The 18,096-nt window shown below is 47.9% G+C and carries 12 protein-coding genes and 1 other RNA gene; 1 reads left to right on the top strand and 12 read right to left on the bottom strand.

Features of this window, described 5'->3' with window-relative positions; all coding sequences use genetic code 11:
- Positions 1–150: 150 nt before the first annotated feature.
- The 3 genes from leuS to ACLTOH_RS01280 all read right to left on the bottom strand — a co-directional run bounded on the left by leuS (position 151) and on the right by ACLTOH_RS01280 (position 6,455).
- Positions 151–2,562 carry a leucine--tRNA ligase gene (gene leuS, locus ACLTOH_RS01270; protein WP_412223147.1) on the bottom strand — a complete coding sequence of 804 codons (2,412 nt, stop codon included), beginning with the start codon at positions 2,560–2,562 and terminating at the stop codon, positions 151–153.
- Between the two features lie 312 nt (positions 2,563–2,874).
- Positions 2,875–4,968 carry an elongation factor G gene (locus ACLTOH_RS01275; protein ID WP_117467169.1) on the bottom strand — a complete coding sequence of 698 codons (2,094 nt, stop codon included), beginning with the start codon at positions 4,966–4,968 and terminating at the stop codon, positions 2,875–2,877.
- 641 nt (positions 4,969–5,609) lie between these two features.
- Positions 5,610–6,455 (bottom strand): formate/nitrite transporter family protein, encoded by an 846-nt coding sequence (locus tag ACLTOH_RS01280; RefSeq protein ID WP_118537236.1) that lies wholly within the window; start codon positions 6,453–6,455, stop codon positions 5,610–5,612.
- Between the two features lie 199 nt (positions 6,456–6,654).
- On the opposite strand from ACLTOH_RS01280, the gene ACLTOH_RS01285 reads away from it, so the two are divergent.
- Positions 6,655–7,755 (top strand): prephenate dehydrogenase, encoded by a 1,101-nt coding sequence (locus ACLTOH_RS01285; RefSeq protein WP_117464979.1) that lies wholly within the window; start codon positions 6,655–6,657, stop codon positions 7,753–7,755.
- Positions 7,756–7,798: 43 nt separating this feature from the next.
- Here ACLTOH_RS01285 and ACLTOH_RS01290 read toward each other — a convergent pair whose 3' ends face one another.
- From ACLTOH_RS01290 to ACLTOH_RS01330, 9 genes are all read right to left on the bottom strand, one after another.
- Complete coding sequence (locus ACLTOH_RS01290; protein WP_227064064.1) at positions 7,799–8,323, bottom strand: VanZ family protein; 525 nt, start codon at positions 8,321–8,323, stop codon at positions 7,799–7,801.
- The gene (locus ACLTOH_RS01295; protein ID WP_117464977.1) at positions 8,310–8,648 is read right to left on the bottom strand and encodes a PilZ domain-containing protein; all 339 of its coding nucleotides are present in this window, start codon (positions 8,646–8,648) and stop codon (positions 8,310–8,312) included. The genes ACLTOH_RS01290 and ACLTOH_RS01295 overlap by 14 nt, the downstream gene beginning before the upstream one ends.
- Positions 8,648–9,691, bottom strand: coding sequence for a tRNA preQ1(34) S-adenosylmethionine ribosyltransferase-isomerase QueA (queA, locus tag ACLTOH_RS01300; protein ID WP_227064067.1), 1,044 nt, complete (start codon positions 9,689–9,691; stop codon positions 8,648–8,650). The genes ACLTOH_RS01295 and queA overlap by 1 nt, the downstream gene beginning before the upstream one ends.
- Positions 9,692–9,708: 17 nt before the next feature.
- Positions 9,709–11,127 carry an aminopeptidase gene (locus tag ACLTOH_RS01305; protein WP_412223150.1) on the bottom strand — a complete coding sequence of 473 codons (1,419 nt, stop codon included), beginning with the start codon at positions 11,125–11,127 and terminating at the stop codon, positions 9,709–9,711.
- Between the two features lie 108 nt (positions 11,128–11,235).
- Complete coding sequence (locus ACLTOH_RS01310; RefSeq protein WP_412223151.1) at positions 11,236–12,201, bottom strand: YihY/virulence factor BrkB family protein; 966 nt, start codon at positions 12,199–12,201, stop codon at positions 11,236–11,238.
- Entirely contained in the window at positions 12,186–14,165 is a 1,980-nt protein-coding gene (locus ACLTOH_RS01315; protein WP_412223152.1) for a SpoIID/LytB domain-containing protein, read from the bottom strand. Before ACLTOH_RS01315 ends, ACLTOH_RS01310 begins: the two co-directional genes overlap by 16 nt.
- 77 nt (positions 14,166–14,242) lie before the next feature.
- Positions 14,243–14,437, bottom strand: a non-coding RNA gene (ssrS, locus tag ACLTOH_RS01320) — 6S RNA.
- A gap of 120 nt (positions 14,438–14,557) precedes the next feature.
- Complete coding sequence (gene pckA / locus ACLTOH_RS01325; protein WP_022311925.1) at positions 14,558–16,162, bottom strand: phosphoenolpyruvate carboxykinase (ATP); 1,605 nt, start codon at positions 16,160–16,162, stop codon at positions 14,558–14,560.
- A gap of 128 nt (positions 16,163–16,290) precedes the next feature.
- Entirely contained in the window at positions 16,291–18,090 is a 1,800-nt protein-coding gene (locus tag ACLTOH_RS01330) for an aminopeptidase P family protein (RefSeq protein ID WP_412223153.1), read from the bottom strand.
- Positions 18,091–18,096: the final 6 nt, after the last annotated feature.

Consider the following 18,096-nt stretch of genomic DNA (forward strand, 5'->3'; position numbering starts at 1 on the left):
TCAGCCAACGCCATTCGCAAAGTCGCGTTATCACGCTTTCCATCACTACGTGACTACCTTTGTTCATAAGACGGCGTTTACCTCATGGACATATTCGATCATAAAATCATGCAAGCATGATTTTATTTCACTTATTTGTCCATGGCTGAACTATTTTGCTACGATGTTGACGATTCTACCGGGAACATAGATTTCTTTTACAATGTTGCCGGTCAGTTTGTCTCCCAGAGCTTCTTTTGCCATAGCGATGACGTTTTCCTTGGTCTCATCCTTGGAAACATTGATGGTCACACGCATCTTGCCATTGACCTGAACACCGATCTCAACAACGCTCTCTACGGTCTTCTCTTCCTCGAATTCAGGCCATGCTGCCTGATACAGTCTGCCCTCGAATCCGGCAGTCTGCCACAGTTCCTCGGTGATATGAGGAGCCACGGGGTTCAGCAGAGTAAGCAGTGTCTTGTATTCGCCTCTGGTAATGGTGTTCTTCTTATAGAACTCGTTGATCAGGGACATCATAGCTGCGATGGCGGTGTTATACTTCAGGTTCTCGAAATCGCTGCTGACCTTTTTGATGGTCTGGTGCATCTTAGTCTCTAAGTCTGCGCTGTAGCCTTCCTCGTCTGTCAGGATATCCTGTAACTTCCATACTCTCTCCAGGAATCTGCGGCAGCCCTTTACGCCTTCCTCACTCCAGGAAGCGCTCAGATCAAAGGCACCGATAAACATCTCGTAGGTACGCAGAGTATCTGCACCGTAATCCTGTACGATATCGTCCGGATTTACCACATTGCCACGGGACTTGGACATCTTCTCACCGTTGGATCCCAGGATCATACCGTGGCTGGTTCTCTTCTGGTAAGGTTCGGGAGTAGGTACTACGCCCTGATCATACAGGAACTTGTGCCAGAAACGGGAGTACAAAAGATGCAGTGTGGTATGTTCCATACCGCCGTTGTACCAGTCAACCGGCAGCCAGTACTTCAATGCTTCAGGACTTGCCAGTGCCTTGTCATTGTGAGGATCGGTATAACGCAGGTAATACCAGGAAGAACCTGCCCACTGAGGCATGGTATCGGTCTCTCTCTTTGCCGGACCGCCACAGCAGGGACAGGTGGTATTTACCCAGTCAGTCATGGCAGCCAAAGGAGATTCTCCGGTATCGGTAGGCATGTAGCTCTCTACATCGGGTAACTGCAGAGGAAGCTCGCTCTCATCAATGGGAACATATCCGCACTTATCGCAATGTACGATAGGGATCGGCTCACCCCAGTAACGCTGTCTGGAGAATACCCAGTCTCTTAATTTATAATTGGTCTTGCGGTTACCGATGCCCTTCTCTTCCAGATAGTTCATGATCTTCTCTTTGGCTTCTGCCACAGACAGGCCGTTCAGGAAATCGGAATTGACCAATGTACCATCAGCAACATCGGTATATACAGCTTCTTCTACGCTGACAGGGCTCCCTGCAACAACTTCAATGATAGGCATACCGAATTTCTTCGCGAACTCCCAGTCTCTCTCATCGTGGGCAGGAACTGCCATGATAGCGCCGGTACCGTAAGTCATCAGTACATAATCGGATACCCAAACAGGGATTTCCTTGCCATTCACGGGGTTGGTAGCGGTCAGGCCCTGAATGCAGACACCGGTCTTATCCTTTGCCAGTTCGGTACGTTCAAAATCGGACTTCTTCGCAGCCATCTCGCGATATGCCACGATGTCATCCCAGTTCTTGATCTCATCTTTATATTTATCCAGAACAGGATGCTCCGGAGATACTACCATGTAAGTAACCCCGAACAGAGTATCCGGTCTGGTGGTGTAAATGCGCAGCTTCTCATCCTTGCCTGTCAGGGTGAAATCAACCTCGGCACCCTGGGACTTACCGATCCAGTTCTTCTGGGAGACTTTGACACGCTCGATATAATCTACGGTATCCAGTCCCTGGATCAGCTTGTCAGCATATTCGGTGATCTTTAACATCCACTGGCTCTTGACCTTACGGATGACTTCGGAACCGCAACGTTCGCAGACGCCGTTCACTACTTCCTCATTTGCCAGACCTACCTTACAGGAGGTACACCAGTTGATAGGCATCTCCGTTTTGTAAGCCAGTCCTGCCTTGAACAGCTTTAAGAAGATCCACTGGGTCCAGTGATAATACTCAGGATCTGTGGTGTTGATCTCTCTGTCCCAGTCGAAAGAATAACCTAAGGAATGCAGCTGATTCTTGAATCTTGCCACGTTGTTCTTGGTTACGATCTTCGGATGGATGTGATTTTTAATTGCGTAGTTCTCAGTAGGGAGACCGAATGCATCCCATCCCATGGGATACAGCACATTATAGCCCTGCATTCTGCGCTTACGTGCTACGATATCCAGTGCGGTATAAGGTCTCGGATGACCTACATGTAATCCCTGTCCTGAAGGATAAGGGAACTCTACCAGTGCGTAATATTTGGGCTTGGAGAAATCGTCGGAAGTCTTGAATGCTTTTTCATCATCCCAGACAGTCTGCCATTTTTTCTCTACCTCTCTGTGATTGTAAGGTACTGCCATAATTATTTCCTCCTAAACTATGAGAAGCTTTCTATTTAAATTTTTTGTTCTCAAGTCGTTAAAAAACTATCGATTATTTTATCGTGTTTTCCCGATACTGTCAAGGACTGCGGCTCTATCCGCATGGTTTTTTGCATATTTTCGTCTGCCGGGGCATATGCTGTATACGAGAGGTGATGAATCATGTTTGCATGGATCACATTACTGATCAATCTGATGCAGCGATATCGATGATATTTACTGCGCACTACCGAAAAAGAGACCGGAAAGCCAACCGGTCTCTTTTTGTTGTGTATGTTATGTAATTACTCGTTAGTCTTCTGCATTGTTCTCCGCAACCTTTGCTGCTCTGGCCGCTACTTCCTTCTCCTGTACGTCGGAAGGTGCCTGCTCGTAACGAGCGAATTCATAGGAATAATCCCCTCTGCCTCCGGTCATGGAACGCAGATCTGTGCAATAACCGAATAATCCGCTCATGGGAATATCCGCTTCGATGATCTGCTTGCCACCGCTCATGGGTGTCATGCCCAGCACCCGGCCTCTTCTCTTGTTCAGATCTCCCATGATGTCTCCGGTATAGGCATCCGGCACGGTAACCTTTAAGGACATGATGGGCTCCAACAGAACGGGGCCTGCTTCCATGACACCTTTCTTGAAAGCCTGGATAGCCGCGGTCTTAAATGCCATTTCCGAAGAATCTACCGGATGATAGGATCCATCATACAGTACCGCTTTGACACCGACTACCGGGTAGGCCGCCAGAGGTCCTCTGCCTACGGATTCCTGAATACCTTTTTCCACCGCAGGGAAGAAATTCTTCGGTACCGCGCCACCTACGACTTCTGTTGCGAACTCATAGGGTTTGGTCAGATCGCCGGAAGGTGAAAAACGCATTTTTACATGACCGTACTGGCCGTGTCCACCGGACTGTTTCTTGTACTTATATTCCACATCGGACTGTTTCTTGATAGTCTCTTTGTATGCGATCTTCGGTCTGGACAGCTCAATCTCTACTTTGTATTCGTTCAGCAGTCTGCTTACCACGATATCCAGATGCTGGTCGCCCATACCATAGAGCAGGGTCTGACGGTTTTCTGCATCATTTACTACTTTGATGGTCAGATCCTCATGGGTCATCTTCTGCAATGCCTGGGAGATCTTATCCACGTCCGCCTTATTCTTCGGCTTATACCGCATATAGGTATAAGGAGTGGAAATATCGAACTTGCCATATTTGATGGTCGTGGCCTTGGTAGAGAGACTGTTGCCGGTTCTCGCTGCGGTCAGTTTCGCCAGTGCTCCGATATCTCCGGCATGCAGCTCGCTGACTTCAATGGGCTTATTGCCCTGCAGTACATAGATTTTGCCGATCTTTTCCTCAATGTCACGGTCTACGTTGTACAGCAGGTCGTCGGTCTTAAGTACACCGGAGTTTACCTTGATCAGAGAGTATTTTCCGATGAAAGGATCCACTATGGTCTTCCAGATATAGGCGGATTTTGCCTTGGCGAAATCGTAATCCGCATGGTAAATCTCATTGGTCTTTAAATTGATGCCCGCCACTTCTCTGTTCTCGGGACTGGGCATGTATTTGACAATATCATCTAACAGTGTGTACATACCCTGACACAGGATGTTGGAACCCATGGTCATGGGAACGATGCTGCCATCGCAGACATTGGTACGGAGTGCTGCACGGATCTCTGCCTCAGAGAAGGTCTCTCCGCCGAAATACCGCTCCATGAATTCTTCACTGGTCTCGGCTACGGCTTCCATCAGAGTATCACGGCAGATCTGCAGGTTGGCCTGGCTGTAATCCGGTACCTCACAGGGAACAACTTCCTTACCCTCCCAGCGGTTACCGCTCTCGGTGATAACATTGATGTATCCTACGAATTTCTCGTTCTCACGGATTGGCAGATGAAACGGTGCCATCTTCTTGCCGTACAGATTAGTCATATCTTCCACTACCTGACGGAAGGAGGCATTATCCACGTCCATGTTGGAGACATAGATAAAACGGGGCAGCTTGTATTTCTCGCAAAGCTCCCATGCCTTCTGGGTGCCGACTTCGATGCCGGACTTGCCGTTAACTACTATGATGGCTGCTCCTGCGGCACTGACTGCCTCTTCCACTTCTCCCACGAAATCAAAATAACCCGGTGTATCAATAATATTGATCTTGTATCCTTCCCACTCAATGGGGATCACGGAGGTACTGATAGAGAAATGACGTTTCTGTTCTTCTTTACTGTAATCACTGAGGGTATTGCCGTCATCTACCTTGCCCATACGGGAGGTGATACCTGACAGATAACCAAAGGCTTCTGCAAGACTGGTCTTGCCACTGCCGCCATGGCCCAGTAATACTACGTTACGGATCTTGTCTGTTGTGTAAATATTCATATCCCATCCTCCATTTATTCTGCATTTTGGGTATTTTGTCCAGCCGTTGGATTGGATTTTTAACCCCTTACGTGTATTTTACTAAATATATGTTACTATTACAAGTAAATATTGTTAATTATTTCATATTTTTGTAAGTTGTCAGAACTTTGCAGCATGAATAATTGGACAAGACAGGTAAATTGAGAGTTAGTGAAACAAATCCACGAACGCCCATGGCGGACGGAATGTCCTTCCTCGATGTAAGGTCTCCCGGTGGGAATTTTCTGACGAAAAGTGAGTAGCGGTTCTAAACCGCACGGGCACGGCTCCAGTTGCCATCCATGGCAACGTCCGCCTGTCGCGAACGTCCTGTTCGCTCCACCCTGTTTTTCTACACTTTTCGAGAAAATATCACCACCTCCCGACAAACATCCTCGGAAGGACATTCCGTCCGCCATGGGCGTTCTGCATTTTGGAAAGTTTTAAAAAAACAGTAGCCCCGGCTGGGTATAAGAATAAGCAGTGCCGTAAGCAGACGTCGGTACTTAGCGGTCGTATTGTGACCGCTTATGTACCGCTACGCTCTGCGACAGAGCGCGAGCGTGCCGCGTTTCTTATACCCTGCCAAGGGCTACGGGATTATTTCACTAACTCTCAATTTAGTACTCTTCCGCAATATCAATCTCTTCCTGCTCGGCAGCTGTAGTATCTGCAGAGTACGGGGTTCTGTGGAGGTATGCCAGCCAGTAGCCGCATCCTACGATCCCAGCACCACCAACGATGTTGCCAAGGGTAATAGGCAACAGGGCTTTTACGAGGAAATTGAACCAGGTCAGGCTCTCTGCTGCAATGCCGTAGACCTGCGCTGTCAGAAGACCGCATACACCGAAATACATATCTGCGATACTGTGCTCGAAGCCGCATAATACAAATAGCATCACGGGCCAGTAACTGGTCAGAAGCTTGCCGGAGACCCGCTTCGCAGCAAAGGACATCCATACCGCGATGCACACCAGAATATTACACAGGATACCTCTTACGAAAGCCTCACCCACACTTAAATTTGTCCGGGATGCCGCGGCATTAACAATGGCCTGTGCCAGCTGCTCTCCGAAAAGATCCGGTGTCCGTCCCACCACTACCAGTACTGCCACAAAAGCCGCACCGAGGAAGTTGCCGATGTAAACAAACAGCCAGTTTTTCAGCATCTTCCATACCGTGACTTTCTTCTCCAGCACTGCCAGTATGATCAGATTGTTGCCGGTGAATAGCTCGCTGCCCGCTACCAGTACCATAGCCATACCCGCTGGGAATACCGCAGCGCCTACCAGCTTCGCCACCGATGCGATGCCGATGGTGCTGGATGCCGTAGTCGAAGCAATTCCTGCAAAACCGATGAACATACCGGCAAAAAATCCCAACAGAATCGTCTTAAAGATCGACAGATTTACCTTGTGGATCCCGACTTCTATATAATTTCTTGCAATTTCCAAAGGTGAATGCATAACCAAATTCCTCCTTATCCTTTTTGAACAGTTCCATCTTGCCATATTTCTAAAGCTCTTGCAAGCAAATCCGAAAAGAATATTTCCTTCTCTTGATTTTCGCACGTTAATTTGCTATAGTGTTTAAAGGACAAACGGACATCTTCCGACTTTGTCATACTATTTATTTGCAGCAAATAACAGAATCGAGGAAATCTACATGAGTACTCTTACATTTGGTTTTATCGGTCTGGGTCTGATCGGCGGTTCCATCGCCCGGGCGATCCGTCAGAATCTCCCTCAGTCTCAGATCATTGCATACGATATCAATGCAGATACCCTGCGGGAGGCTGCCCAGTGTGGTGTTGCCAACGTGATCACCACAAGGATCGATGCTTCCTTCTCCGACTGCGATTATCTTTTCCTCTGTGCTCCGGTACAGAAAAATGACGAGAACCTCTCAGCTGTAAAAGAAATTCTCTCACCAAAGACACTGCTCACTGATGTGGGAAGTGTCAAGAGTGAGATTCATACAGAGATCAAAAAAGCCGGTCTGGAAGGACAGTTTATCGGCGGTCATCCCATGGCCGGAAGTGACCGTATAGGCTTTATCAATTCCAAGGCCGTTCTTTTGGAGAATGCCTATTACATTCTCACGCCCACGGATTCCGTTCCGGAAAACAAAGTCACGGATTATAAAAATCTTGTACAGCAGTTGGGTGCCATCCCTATGATTCTGGAGCCGGCACAGCATGATTACGTTACTGCAGCTGTCAGTCATCTCCCCCATATCATTGCCGCATCTCTGGTAAATCTGGTGCGGGACAAGGATTCTGCGGACGGACTGATGAAGATGATCGCTGCCGGAGGTTTCAAGGACATTACCAGAATTGCCTCTTCTTCCGCTGCGGTATGGCAGCAGATCTGCCTGACCAATACAGAAAATATCTCGACACTGTTGTCCTCCTACATTGCTTCCCTGCAGGGGATTCAGCAGGAATTAAATGCCAAAAGCGGTGATGACCTGTATGAACTGTTCGACAGTGCCAGAATCTACCGGGATTCCTTCATCAACACTGCCAGCGGCCCGTTAAAATCTTCTTATGCAATCACCATTGACATTGCCGACGAACCCGGTGAGATTGCCGCCGTGGCTACGATTCTTGCCCTGAAAAATATCAGTATCAAAAACATCGGCATCGTCCATAACCGAGAGTACGAAGGCGGCGTTCTGCGCATTGAATTCTATCAGGAAGAAGCCATCGAGAGATCCACAAAGATTCTTTGCGAAAAGGGCTACAGTCTGCACAACAGGAAGTAGAAAACCTGTACCTGGCTCATCGCACTACACAAAAAGAGATCACCTACAAAGTGATCTCTTTTTCCTTATCTTTCCGCTTCTGTTTCCTTCGCCGCACTATTTTCTCCACACAGCCACATACGAGCAGTCCAAACGCACCGCCACAGGTATCCAGCACCACATCCGCAAAACACCCATAGCGTCCTGGGACAAATAACTGATGGAACTCGTCCGCTCCGGCGGAGACAAACACCCAGAGTACGATCAGCAGATACAGCTTCCGGTTCCTCTCCTTCCAGGGTCTCCACACACCGTACAGCAGCACTCCCATGCATGCATACTCGGAGAAATGAGCCAGTTTACGGATTGGATGTTCAAAATAAGCTGCCATACTGTTGATCACATTCTGTGTCCAGTGTTTCCTGGAAATAGCATTCAGAAGCTCCGCACATTTTTCCGAGATCATAGAACTCAGTGAGCCTGATTCCTCACCGTCCTGACCAGAAAAAGCGAAAATCAACAGATATAACAGTACAAGTAAAATAGCAGCCACAACACTGACTGCTATTTTTTTCTTATTGTTTTTCATCGTCGTTAATCGTCTGGTATACGCGGATTCTTGCCGCATCACTCTCCGACATTCCGATGAAGACAGCCCCGTACGTATAAGAATCTCCCTTCATTTCGATCCTGACGATCTGTAAGAACGCATGCAGCACTTCATGCGTCCAAATCCTCAGTTTCGATTCATACACTGCACCGATACTTAACACTTCCTTGCACAAAAAGCCCACTCCGTTGGGAGATACATCTACGATGTCTATGCTGACTTCCTGCATGTCTCCCTGGTCCAGGCGCTTTACCATCAGGGTGGAACTCATTTCTGTACGCTTGCTTCGTCTTCTTTCTTCCACTATTTTTCTCCTTTTAAGTCAGCGATGAACATAGCGTCTCCAAAGCTGAAAAATCTGTATTTTTCACGGATTGCTTCTTCGTAGGCGTGCAGGATATGTTCTCTTCCCGCAAGTGCCGATACCAACATTACCAGTGTGGACTCTGGCAGATGGAAATTCGTGATCAGTGCATCCAGCACCTTGAAACGATATCCGGGATAAATGAATATCTCGGTATTGTCACAGCCGGGCTGTACCATGCCCTGCTCGTCCGCTGCGCTCTCCACGGTACGGCAACTGGTGGTACCCACGCAGATCACACGCCCACCATTTTTCTTTGTCTCATTGATGGTGTTCGCCGCTTCTTCCGTCACCTGATAATACTCAGAATGCATATGATGCTCCAGTACGTTCTCTTCCTTTACCGGTCGGAAAGTTCCCAGTCCCACATGCAATGTCACATAAGCGATCTTAATGCCTTTGTCCGCAATCTGCTGCAACAATTCCTGCGTAAAATGCAATCCCGCCGTAGGTGCTGCTGCGGAGCCTTCATATTTGGCATAAACGGTCTGATAACGATTCTTATCCTTCAGCTTATGGGTTATGTAAGGAGGCAGGGGCATCTCTCCCAGCTTGTCCAGCACTTCTTCAAAAATACCCTCATATTCAAAACGTATCAGACGATTACCTTCTTCCACAGTCTCCAGGACTTCTGCCTTTAATAGTCCATCCCCGAAGGTCAGGCGCTGACCGGGCTTGCATTTCTTGCCGGGCTTTACCAGAGTCTCCCAGACATCCGCTTCTTTTCGTTTTAATAGAAGGACTTCCACATGTCCGCCGGTACCTTCCCGTTCTCCCAAAAGTCTCGCTGGAATCACCTTGGTGTTGTTTAACACCAGACAGTCTCCGGGATGCAGATAGTCGATAATATCCCGAAAAATGTGATGAGAGATCTCTCCCGTATTTTTATCCAGTACCAGCAGTCTGGAGGAAGAACGATCCTCCAGCGGGTCCTGTGCGATCAGCTCCTGGGGAAGATCAAAGTAAAAATCGGATTTTTTCAGTTCGGTCGTCTCTGCCATTACAGGCTCGCTCCTTCCACAAATGCTTTATATCCGCGATATGCCTCATATACATCGGCCTTGCTGGTAGCTTCCCACGGTGCATGCATGTTCAGCACTGCCACACCACTGTCGATGACATTCATGCCATACAGTGCCAGAATATATGCGATGGTTCCACCGCCGCCCAAATCGACCTTACCAAGCTCTGCAGTCTGGAAGTTCACCTCTGCTTTGTCGAAGATATGGCGCAAATGTGCCAGATACTCCGCATTGGCATCGTTAGAACCGGACTTACCTCTGGCTCCGGTGAATTTGTTGATGACCATACCGCTGCCTAAGTATGCCACGTTCTTTTTATCGAAGCTGGACGCATAGGTAGGATCAAAAGCACTGCTGACATCGGAAGACAGCATACAGCTATGTGCCAGGCATCTTCTCACGTTCAGTTCGCTGTATTCGCCTGCCAGATTCATCACCTCTGCCACGGCATTTTCAAAGAAATGAGACTGCATGCCGGTAGCACCTACGGAGCCGATTTCTTCCTTATCTACCAGAATACAGCACATGGTACGGTCGGTCACATCGCTGTCCAGCATCGCCTGCATGGAAGTGTAAGCACAGACCCTGTCATCCTGACCGTAAGCCAGTGTCATGCTGCGGTCAAAGCCTGCTTCTCTTGCTTTTCCTGCAGGAACGATCTCCAGCTCTGCGGAAACGAAATCCTCTTCATGAATATCGTAGGTCTCTTTCAGAATATCCAGAACACCTGCCTTTACTGCTTCTTTTCCGGCTTCTTTCTCGTCCTTCTTCTTATCTTTCTTATCGATCAGCAGAGGCTTGTTGCCTACGATGATATCCAGGGCTTCACCCTCGATAACCTTTGCTGCCTTTTTCTCCAGCTGCTCCTGTGCCAGATGGATCAACAGATCGGACACGAAGAATACAGGATCATCCTCGCTCTCACCAATATTGATTTCTACACAGGTGCCGTCCTTTTTCACGATGACTCCGTGGATTGCCAGTGGAATGGTCACCCACTGGTACTTCTTCACGCCACCGTAATAATGGGTGTCCAGATAAGCGAATCCACCATCCTCATACAGGGGATTCTGCTTTACATCCAGTCTGGGGCTGTCGATATGGGCTCCGAGGATGTTCATGCCATCTGTCATGGGCTTACGTCCGATCTGGAACATGGCGATGGATTTGTTCATCCATACGCTGTATACCTTATCTCCGGTTTTAAGAGCAGCGCCCTCTTTGATCAGACTCTCCAGTTCACGGTAACCGGACTTCTCAATAGTATTGACAATGGTATCAATGCACTCTCTCTCGGTCTTACCGTTGTCTAAGAAATCACGATACTGTGCGTTTATTTTCTCCAGCTCTTTTAACTGTTTGGAAGAATAGGTCTCCCAGGTGTTTTTCTTTTCCATATTTATCCTCATTTCCGCATCCGTCTTCCGGATACTCTTTTACTATAATCATAACAGGAGAGGTCCCTCGCCCTCTCCGTATCAGTGTACTACATTTATGTCCGCAGTTCAATTCCTGTCTGTCAGATTTTCATCCTGCCCCTTAGGATCCCTGTCGATCTCCGTATAATGTTTTTTTCTGCGCTGGATCTTCTTGATCTCCCGGATGCGTCTACGGTTCTCTCTTGCCAGTTCGCTCTTACTGCTGGCATGATTCACCAGTACCCGGTTCACCGGACGGAAATAACGGTTCAGATAAGCACCGATCAGAATGATATACATGCAGAAATACATCCACAACATAATGATCACAATAATGGTCAGACTTCCATAAATACTATACCCATTTCCATAGGACACATACATGGAAAATCCCCAGGAAAATACACTCCATACTACCGCAGCAAAGCAGGCTCCCGGAACCTGTTCCGTGAATTTCAGCTTTGTGTCCGGGATATATGTATAAATCAGGCCAAACAAAAGGATCAGCACCGCCCATACAAACAGAAAGCGGAAATTCATCAGGAGACTCACAAACATCTGCAGCTGCGGAATCCTATGTAATGCAATATCCACCAGCTGATTACCAAATACCATGAAAAACAGTGACAAAATCAACACTACAAGCATGATCAACGTATAAAAGCTTGCAATAAAACGGATCACGAAGTAATTACGCTTCTCGTCCACACCATTGACCGCATTTAATCCCCGCATCAGTGCCATGACACCCTTCGCCGCCGACCAGACCATAGCGATCAGAGCCACCGGCAGAATTCCCACAGAACTCTCATACACATCAACGACCAGACTCTCCACCATGGCATCTGCAATATCCGGCGTCACATCCGTCAGCGCCGTGACCAGATTCTGCTCCGTCACCGGGGTATAAGGAATCACCGCACAGACTACCATCAGCATCGGAATCACCGACAAAAACAGGAAAAAGGCTGTACTCGATGCATAAGCGCTGATATTCTGTTTTTTCATCTGGCTGGAAAAATCACGCCAGATGCTGATTATTGTCCTGAGCATATCTCGCATCCTTCATAGAAAAAGTTAAGGATCTGTTCCGCGCCAAGCCCCTGTAGTGCCATATTTTTGGCACCGTTCTGGCTCATTCCCACGCCATGACCGAATCCACCGCCGATAATGTTATATCCTACCACATTTTTCTTATCATGGCTAGGTTCAATCACAAAAAATGCACTGGGAAGGAGATTCGGCATGGCCACCTCACTACCATCCTGCCTTACCACCTTCGTAACCCCGTCACAAAGTACTGCTCTGATATTATATTCCGAGATCACCTTAAAGGTTCCTTTGTCCGTGACAATGACCATTTCGTCTGCCACACCACCGGGGCCACGTTTTACAACGGAGATATCGTTTACTTTTGAAAAAGCTTTTATATTTTGACTGACATAGTCATCGTCCTTCAGGGTCAATATTAACTTTCCGTTGGCTTCATAACGTTTCTTCAACGTCTCCACTATCCGTTCCACATCAATCTCTTTTACCGTATATGTCCAGCGGTACCAGCCTTCCTGCGCTTCATAATCTTCCGCATGTGTCTCCGTGATAAAATCCCGGAAAGCCTCTTCTTCCCTCAGATCCTCTGGACCTGCATCTCCGTTTACCTCATTGCTGTCTGCCGCGATTACCCCACCGTCCGTCTGCATCAGGCTCTCCGGATTCAGCCGGCTGCTCTTCAGATAATCAAGTGCCTCCGCCTCCGCTGTCTTCCATACATTTGCCGTAGTTCCCACGCCACAGGAGGTAGAGTAATAATAAGTGTTCGCCACCGTTCCTTCATCTGTCAGGATCATCTGTCCGTAGGTCTCCTTCACCGCCGTGGTAGCACTGTCAGCTTCTGTGATATTATTGTAGACCTGATAGGAAGTGCTGTCGTCCACATGGGCGCCGTACCGGGGATAGCCCGCCCGCAGCATATGTCCGTAAGCATAGGTTCTGGCACAGATAGCCTGTGCTTTCAGGGCTTCCAGCGGGTAGGATGCCGGCATTTCACTTGGCACTACACTGTAGAGATATTCTTCCAGCGGAAGCTCATTTACCACTGCAATTCCGTCTGCGGTCCGCAGCAGCTCTATATGCCCTCTGTAAGAAGGTGTTCCCTGACTTCGATTCACATTGATCAGCCGTACCCGGCCGGTCAGCACTGTCGGTACTATACGGATCCGTTCTCCCACGAAATAATCGCTGTCTGTGTCAATGGTCACCTCGTCTCCCCTGGAAAACAATTCTTCCTGCATTTCCTCACCGGTTCCGTACTGTAGTAGAAAATCACTTTCCGCCGTCAGTGTCACCGTCTGGTGCAAAACATCCGAAAAATCCGAAGTTTTGATCAATACCCGGATTTTGTCCATGTTATCTTCTCTGGCCAGCAGGATACCGCAGATCTCGTCATTTTCACGAATAAAGTCCGCATCCATATAGCCGAATCGCAGATCTTCAGTGGTACACATGGTAAGCTCCCGGTACAGGCGATACCCTTTGTAATCCTCAGCCAACGGGATCCGGCCCCTGCCCTCGATCTCGATACCGCTTTCATCTGCCGACAGCACCCGGCCTGTGAACTTCTCTGTTTTCAGGATAACGGCACTCACGAGGTCATCCGTAAGTTCCACATCTGCCAGCTGTTCCTGCATCTGGTCCGGTGTCGGCAGCCTGCCTGCCTCATTCGCCTCTGTATCCAGATCATAGGTCTCTCTTACTCCGTCACAGAATAAAGTGATCTGCCCAGCTTCCGCCTCCGTGATCCAGACGTTTTTCAATTCCCGTACTACTGGAATATGCTGAGGCAGGGCCTCTTCTGTCTCCGGTGCCCCCGGCTCCTCCCGACCGCAGCTATATAACAAATTTATCAGAAGTAAAAAAAGAAGAAATGCTGTACCTAACACACACAGGTATTTCTTCCACTGTATTCTCTGTTCTCTGGAAAGTTTATAATAATTCTCAAGCAGTCTGTTTTTCTTCAAATCATTTCCCGCCTATTCAGAATCTGTTTTATGACTTTAAAAGAGCAGTCCCAAAGGACTGCTCTCTCTTTTGTATTGTTATCCCCAAAATGCCGCCTCTTACCTTTTGACTCCTAGCAATGCTAGGTGGGTAACCGCAACCAACCTTTTGCCTTCCCTTCCAATCCTCCTTGCGGAGTGAGGGCTTGACAGCCACTTGGCAATATAGGAATCCCGTTTAAAGTAAATGTAGGTTCAAAACTGGTAAGAGTTATCGTACATCTCAGGTTAAGTATATTATAGCGAGTTGAGATCCATTTTACAACTGAAATTTTTACCAATATTATTATCTGCAAAAAAGGCTGTCTCCGAAGAGACAGCCTTCCATATTTGCATTTGTCTGTAAAGTAAGATTACAGCTGAGGACCAGCAGCAACCAGAGCCTTACCAGCATCATTTCCTTCGTATTTAGCGAAGTTCTTGATGAATCTCTGAGCCAGATCCTTTGCCTTCTCTTCCCACTGGGAAGGATCAGCGTAGGTATCTCTGGGATCCAGAATACCGGTGTCAACACCAGTCAGCTCGGTAGGAACTTCGAAATCGAAGTAAGGGATCTTCTTGGTAGGAGCGGTCTTGATCGCACCATCCAGAATAGCATCGATGATACCACGGGTATCCTTAATGGAGATACGCTTGCCGGTTCCGTTCCATCCGGTGTTAACCAGATATGCCTTAGCACCGTTCTTCTCCATCTTCTTAACCAGCTCTTCTGCATACTTGGTAGGATGCAGCTCCAGGAATGCCTGGCCGAAGCAAGCAGAGAAGGTAGGGGTAGGCTCGGTAATACCACGCTCGGTACCAGCTAACTTAGCTGTGAAACCGGACAGGAAGTAGTACTGGGTCTGCTCCGGAGTCAGAATAGATACAGGAGGCAGTACACCGAATGCATCAGCAGACAGGAAGATTACGTTCTTAGCTGCGGGTGCGGAAGAAATAGGACGTACGATATTCTTAATATGGTTGATAGGATAAGATACACGAGTATTCTCGGTAACGCTCTTATCGTTGAAATCAATCTTGCCGTCAGCATCAACGGTTACGTTCTCAAGCAGCGCATCTCTCTTGATTGCGTTGTAGATGTCGGGCTCGGAATCCTTGTCCAGGTTGATAACCTTAGCGTAGCATCCACCTTCGAAGTTGAATACGCCGTTGTCATCCCAGCCGTGCTCGTCATCACCGATCAGCAGACGCTTAGGATCGGTAGACAGGGTTGTCTTACCGGTTCCGGACAGACCGAAGAAGATTGCGGTGTTCTCACCGTTCATATCGGTGTTTGCGGAGCAGTGCATGGAAGCAATGCCCTTCAGAGGCAGGTAGTAGTTCATCATGGAGAACATACCCTTCTTCATCTCTCCGCCGTACCATGTGTTAACAATAACCTGCTCGCGGCTAGTGATATTAAATGCTACACAAGTCTCGGAGTTCAGACCCAGCTCCTTGTAATTCTCAACCTTAGCCTTGGATGCGTTGTAAACTACGAAATCGGGCTCGAAGTTCTTCAGCTCTTCCTCGGTGGGTTTGATGAACATGTTGGTTACGAAATGAGCCTGCCAAGCTACCTCAACGATGAAACGGATAGCCATGCGGGTGTCCTTATTAGCACCGCAGAATGCATCTACAACGAACAGTCTCTTGTTGGACAGTTCCTTCTTAGCGATATCCTTTACAGCAGCCCATGTTTCCTGAGACATACGATGGTTGTCGTTCTTGTACTCATCAGAAGTCCACCATACAGTGTTCTTGGAGTTCTCATCTTCAACGATGAACTTATCTTTGGGAGAACGTCCTGTATATATACCGGTCATAACATTTACCGCACCGAGTTCGGTCTCCTGACCTTTCTCGTAGCCTTTCAGTTCAGGCTTCATCTCTTCTTTGAATAATTCTTCATAAGAAGGATTGTGAACGATTTCTGTGGTTCCGGTGATGCCGTACTTGCTTAAATTGATCTCTGCCATCTTACATTAACCTCTTTCCTTTAAATTTATGTGTGTCTTTATCTTCTGCCACATCGTCTGTATTATCTCAAACCCCAGTAAAAAAGTCAAGAAACCGCTAAAAATTTTATACTGATTTTATATTCTCTTTACTTTACCCTGGTTTCCTTGGCCAGCCACTCTTTTTCTTCCTCATTCAGATAGGGAGAAATCTTCTCGTAGACAGTCTTCTGATACTCGTGCAGATACTTTTTCTGGGTATCGTTCAGATACTTTTCATCAATGGCTTCTCTGTCGATGGGTACCCATGTCAGGGTCTCGAAATGCATGAACTGACCATACTCGTTCTTCACATCATTTTTCGCCACCATAACATTCTCGATGCGGATACCGTGGCTGCCCTGAATATAGATGCCGGGCTCATTGGTGATATCCATACCATCCTCAAACACTGCCTCCACCATACCTCCGGTGAATCTCCAGCGCATGTTCTGGGGACCTTCGTGCACATTCAGAATATAACCTACGCCGTGTCCGGTACCGCACTGGTAATCAATGTCCATATCCCAGATAGGCTGTCTTGCCAGAATGTCCAGATTCCGTCCGGTACAGCCGTAGAGCCAGTGTGCATGGGTCAGCTGCATCACTGCCGCTGCTACCATGGTGTAATGCTTTTTGATCTCTTCGGAAATGGGACCTAAAACGATGGTTCTGGTCACATCGGTGGTACCTCCCAGATACTGTCCGCCGGAATCTACCAGAAGCATTCCTTCCGGCTCCAGAGTCGCACAGTTGTCCGGGGTTGCTTCGTAATGCATCATGGCTGCATTGGACTTGTAACCTGCGATGGTCGGGAAGGACAGATCTAAGAATTCCGGGATCTCTCTTCTCTTCTGTTCCAGATAGTCCGCTGCGGTCACCTCAGTGATCTTCTCTTTGCCCACATGGGTCTTCAGCCAGTAGATAAATTTCGTTACGGCCACGCTGTCCTTTAAAAAGATCTCCTGCATTCTCGCAAGCTCTACCGGATTCTTAATGGCCTTTAACAGTTCGGTGGGATTCTTGCCCTCTACTAACTTCTGATTCTTCTGCAATGTCTTGTATAAAGTATAGCTGCAATATCTGTTGTCCACGAGGATCGCATTGCCCGCAGGGAGTGCCTTCAGGAAATCTACGACGGTGTCGTATTCCTTTACCTCGATACGATGAGCTGCCAGGTATTCCGTCACCTGTGCATCCAGTGCTTTCTGCTGGATAAACAGAGTTGCGGACTCTTCTGTAATATAGGCATAGGACATTGCTACCGGATTGCATTCCACATCACAACCGCGGATATTGAAGAGCCACATCAGATCATCCAGTTTGGTCAGAAGCAGTGCATTGGCACCGTCCTTCGCCATCTTTTCTCTGGTCTCTGTCAGTTTTTCCTCTACGCTCTTACCGGCGATTTTCTCATCCAGTACGGTTACTTTTCCGGCAGGAAAATCCGGTCTGTCTGTCCAGATGCTCTCTGCCAGATCCTTCTCATAAGCGATGCGGATCTGCTTCTTTTCCAGTACCTTTTCGTATTTTTTGCCGTCCATGGCAGCGATAATTCTGCCATCAAATCCTAAAGTCTGTCCCTGCTGCATGTTCTGCTCCAGGAGTTCCTCGATGGTGGGAACTCCCTCCTGTAACATACGGAACAGTTCTACGGTCGTTCCCTCCAATTCTGCTTCTGCCTGGATGAAATATCTGCCGTCAGTCCACAGTCCCGCGCCGTCTTTCCAGACTACCAGTGTGCCGTTGGAACCGGTAAAATTGCAGAAATATTCTCTTACTTTAAAATAATCGTTTACATATTCGGAATTATGAAAATCCGCTGTGGGCATCATATAGAAATCAATGCCCTCTTCCTGCATCTTCTTCCGAAGAAGTGCAAGTCTGTCCTGAATCACTTTGTTTTCCATGTTATC

The organism is Waltera sp., assembly GCF_046969025.1.
Classification (GTDB): domain Bacteria; phylum Bacillota; class Clostridia; order Lachnospirales; family Lachnospiraceae; genus Acetatifactor; species Acetatifactor acetigignens.

Excerpts from the sequence above, each read along its gene's own strand:
- leuS (WP_412223147.1), bottom strand. The coding sequence starts at position 2,562 with ATGGCAGTACCTTACAATCACAGAGAGGTAGAGAAAAAATGGCAGACT.
- ACLTOH_RS01275 (WP_117467169.1), bottom strand. The coding sequence starts at position 4,968 with ATGAATATTTACACAACAGACAAGATCCGTAACGTAGTATTACTGGGC.
- ACLTOH_RS01280 (WP_118537236.1), bottom strand. The coding sequence starts at position 6,455 with ATGCATTCACCTTTGGAAATTGCAAGAAATTATATAGAAGTCGGGATC.
- ACLTOH_RS01285 (WP_117464979.1), top strand. The coding sequence starts at position 6,655 with ATGAGTACTCTTACATTTGGTTTTATCGGTCTGGGTCTGATCGGCGGT.
- ACLTOH_RS01290 (WP_227064064.1), bottom strand. The coding sequence starts at position 8,323 with ATGAAAAACAATAAGAAAAAAATAGCAGTCAGTGTTGTGGCTGCTATT.
- ACLTOH_RS01305 (WP_412223150.1), bottom strand. The coding sequence starts at position 11,127 with ATGGAAAAGAAAAACACCTGGGAGACCTATTCTTCCAAACAGTTAAAA.
- ACLTOH_RS01310 (WP_412223151.1), bottom strand. The coding sequence starts at position 12,201 with ATGCTCAGGACAATAATCAGCATCTGGCGTGATTTTTCCAGCCAGATG.
- pckA (WP_022311925.1), bottom strand. The coding sequence starts at position 16,162 with ATGGCAGAGATCAATTTAAGCAAGTACGGCATCACCGGAACCACAGAA.
- ACLTOH_RS01330 (WP_412223153.1), bottom strand. The coding sequence starts at position 18,090 with ATGGAAAACAAAGTGATTCAGGACAGACTTGCACTTCTTCGGAAGAAG.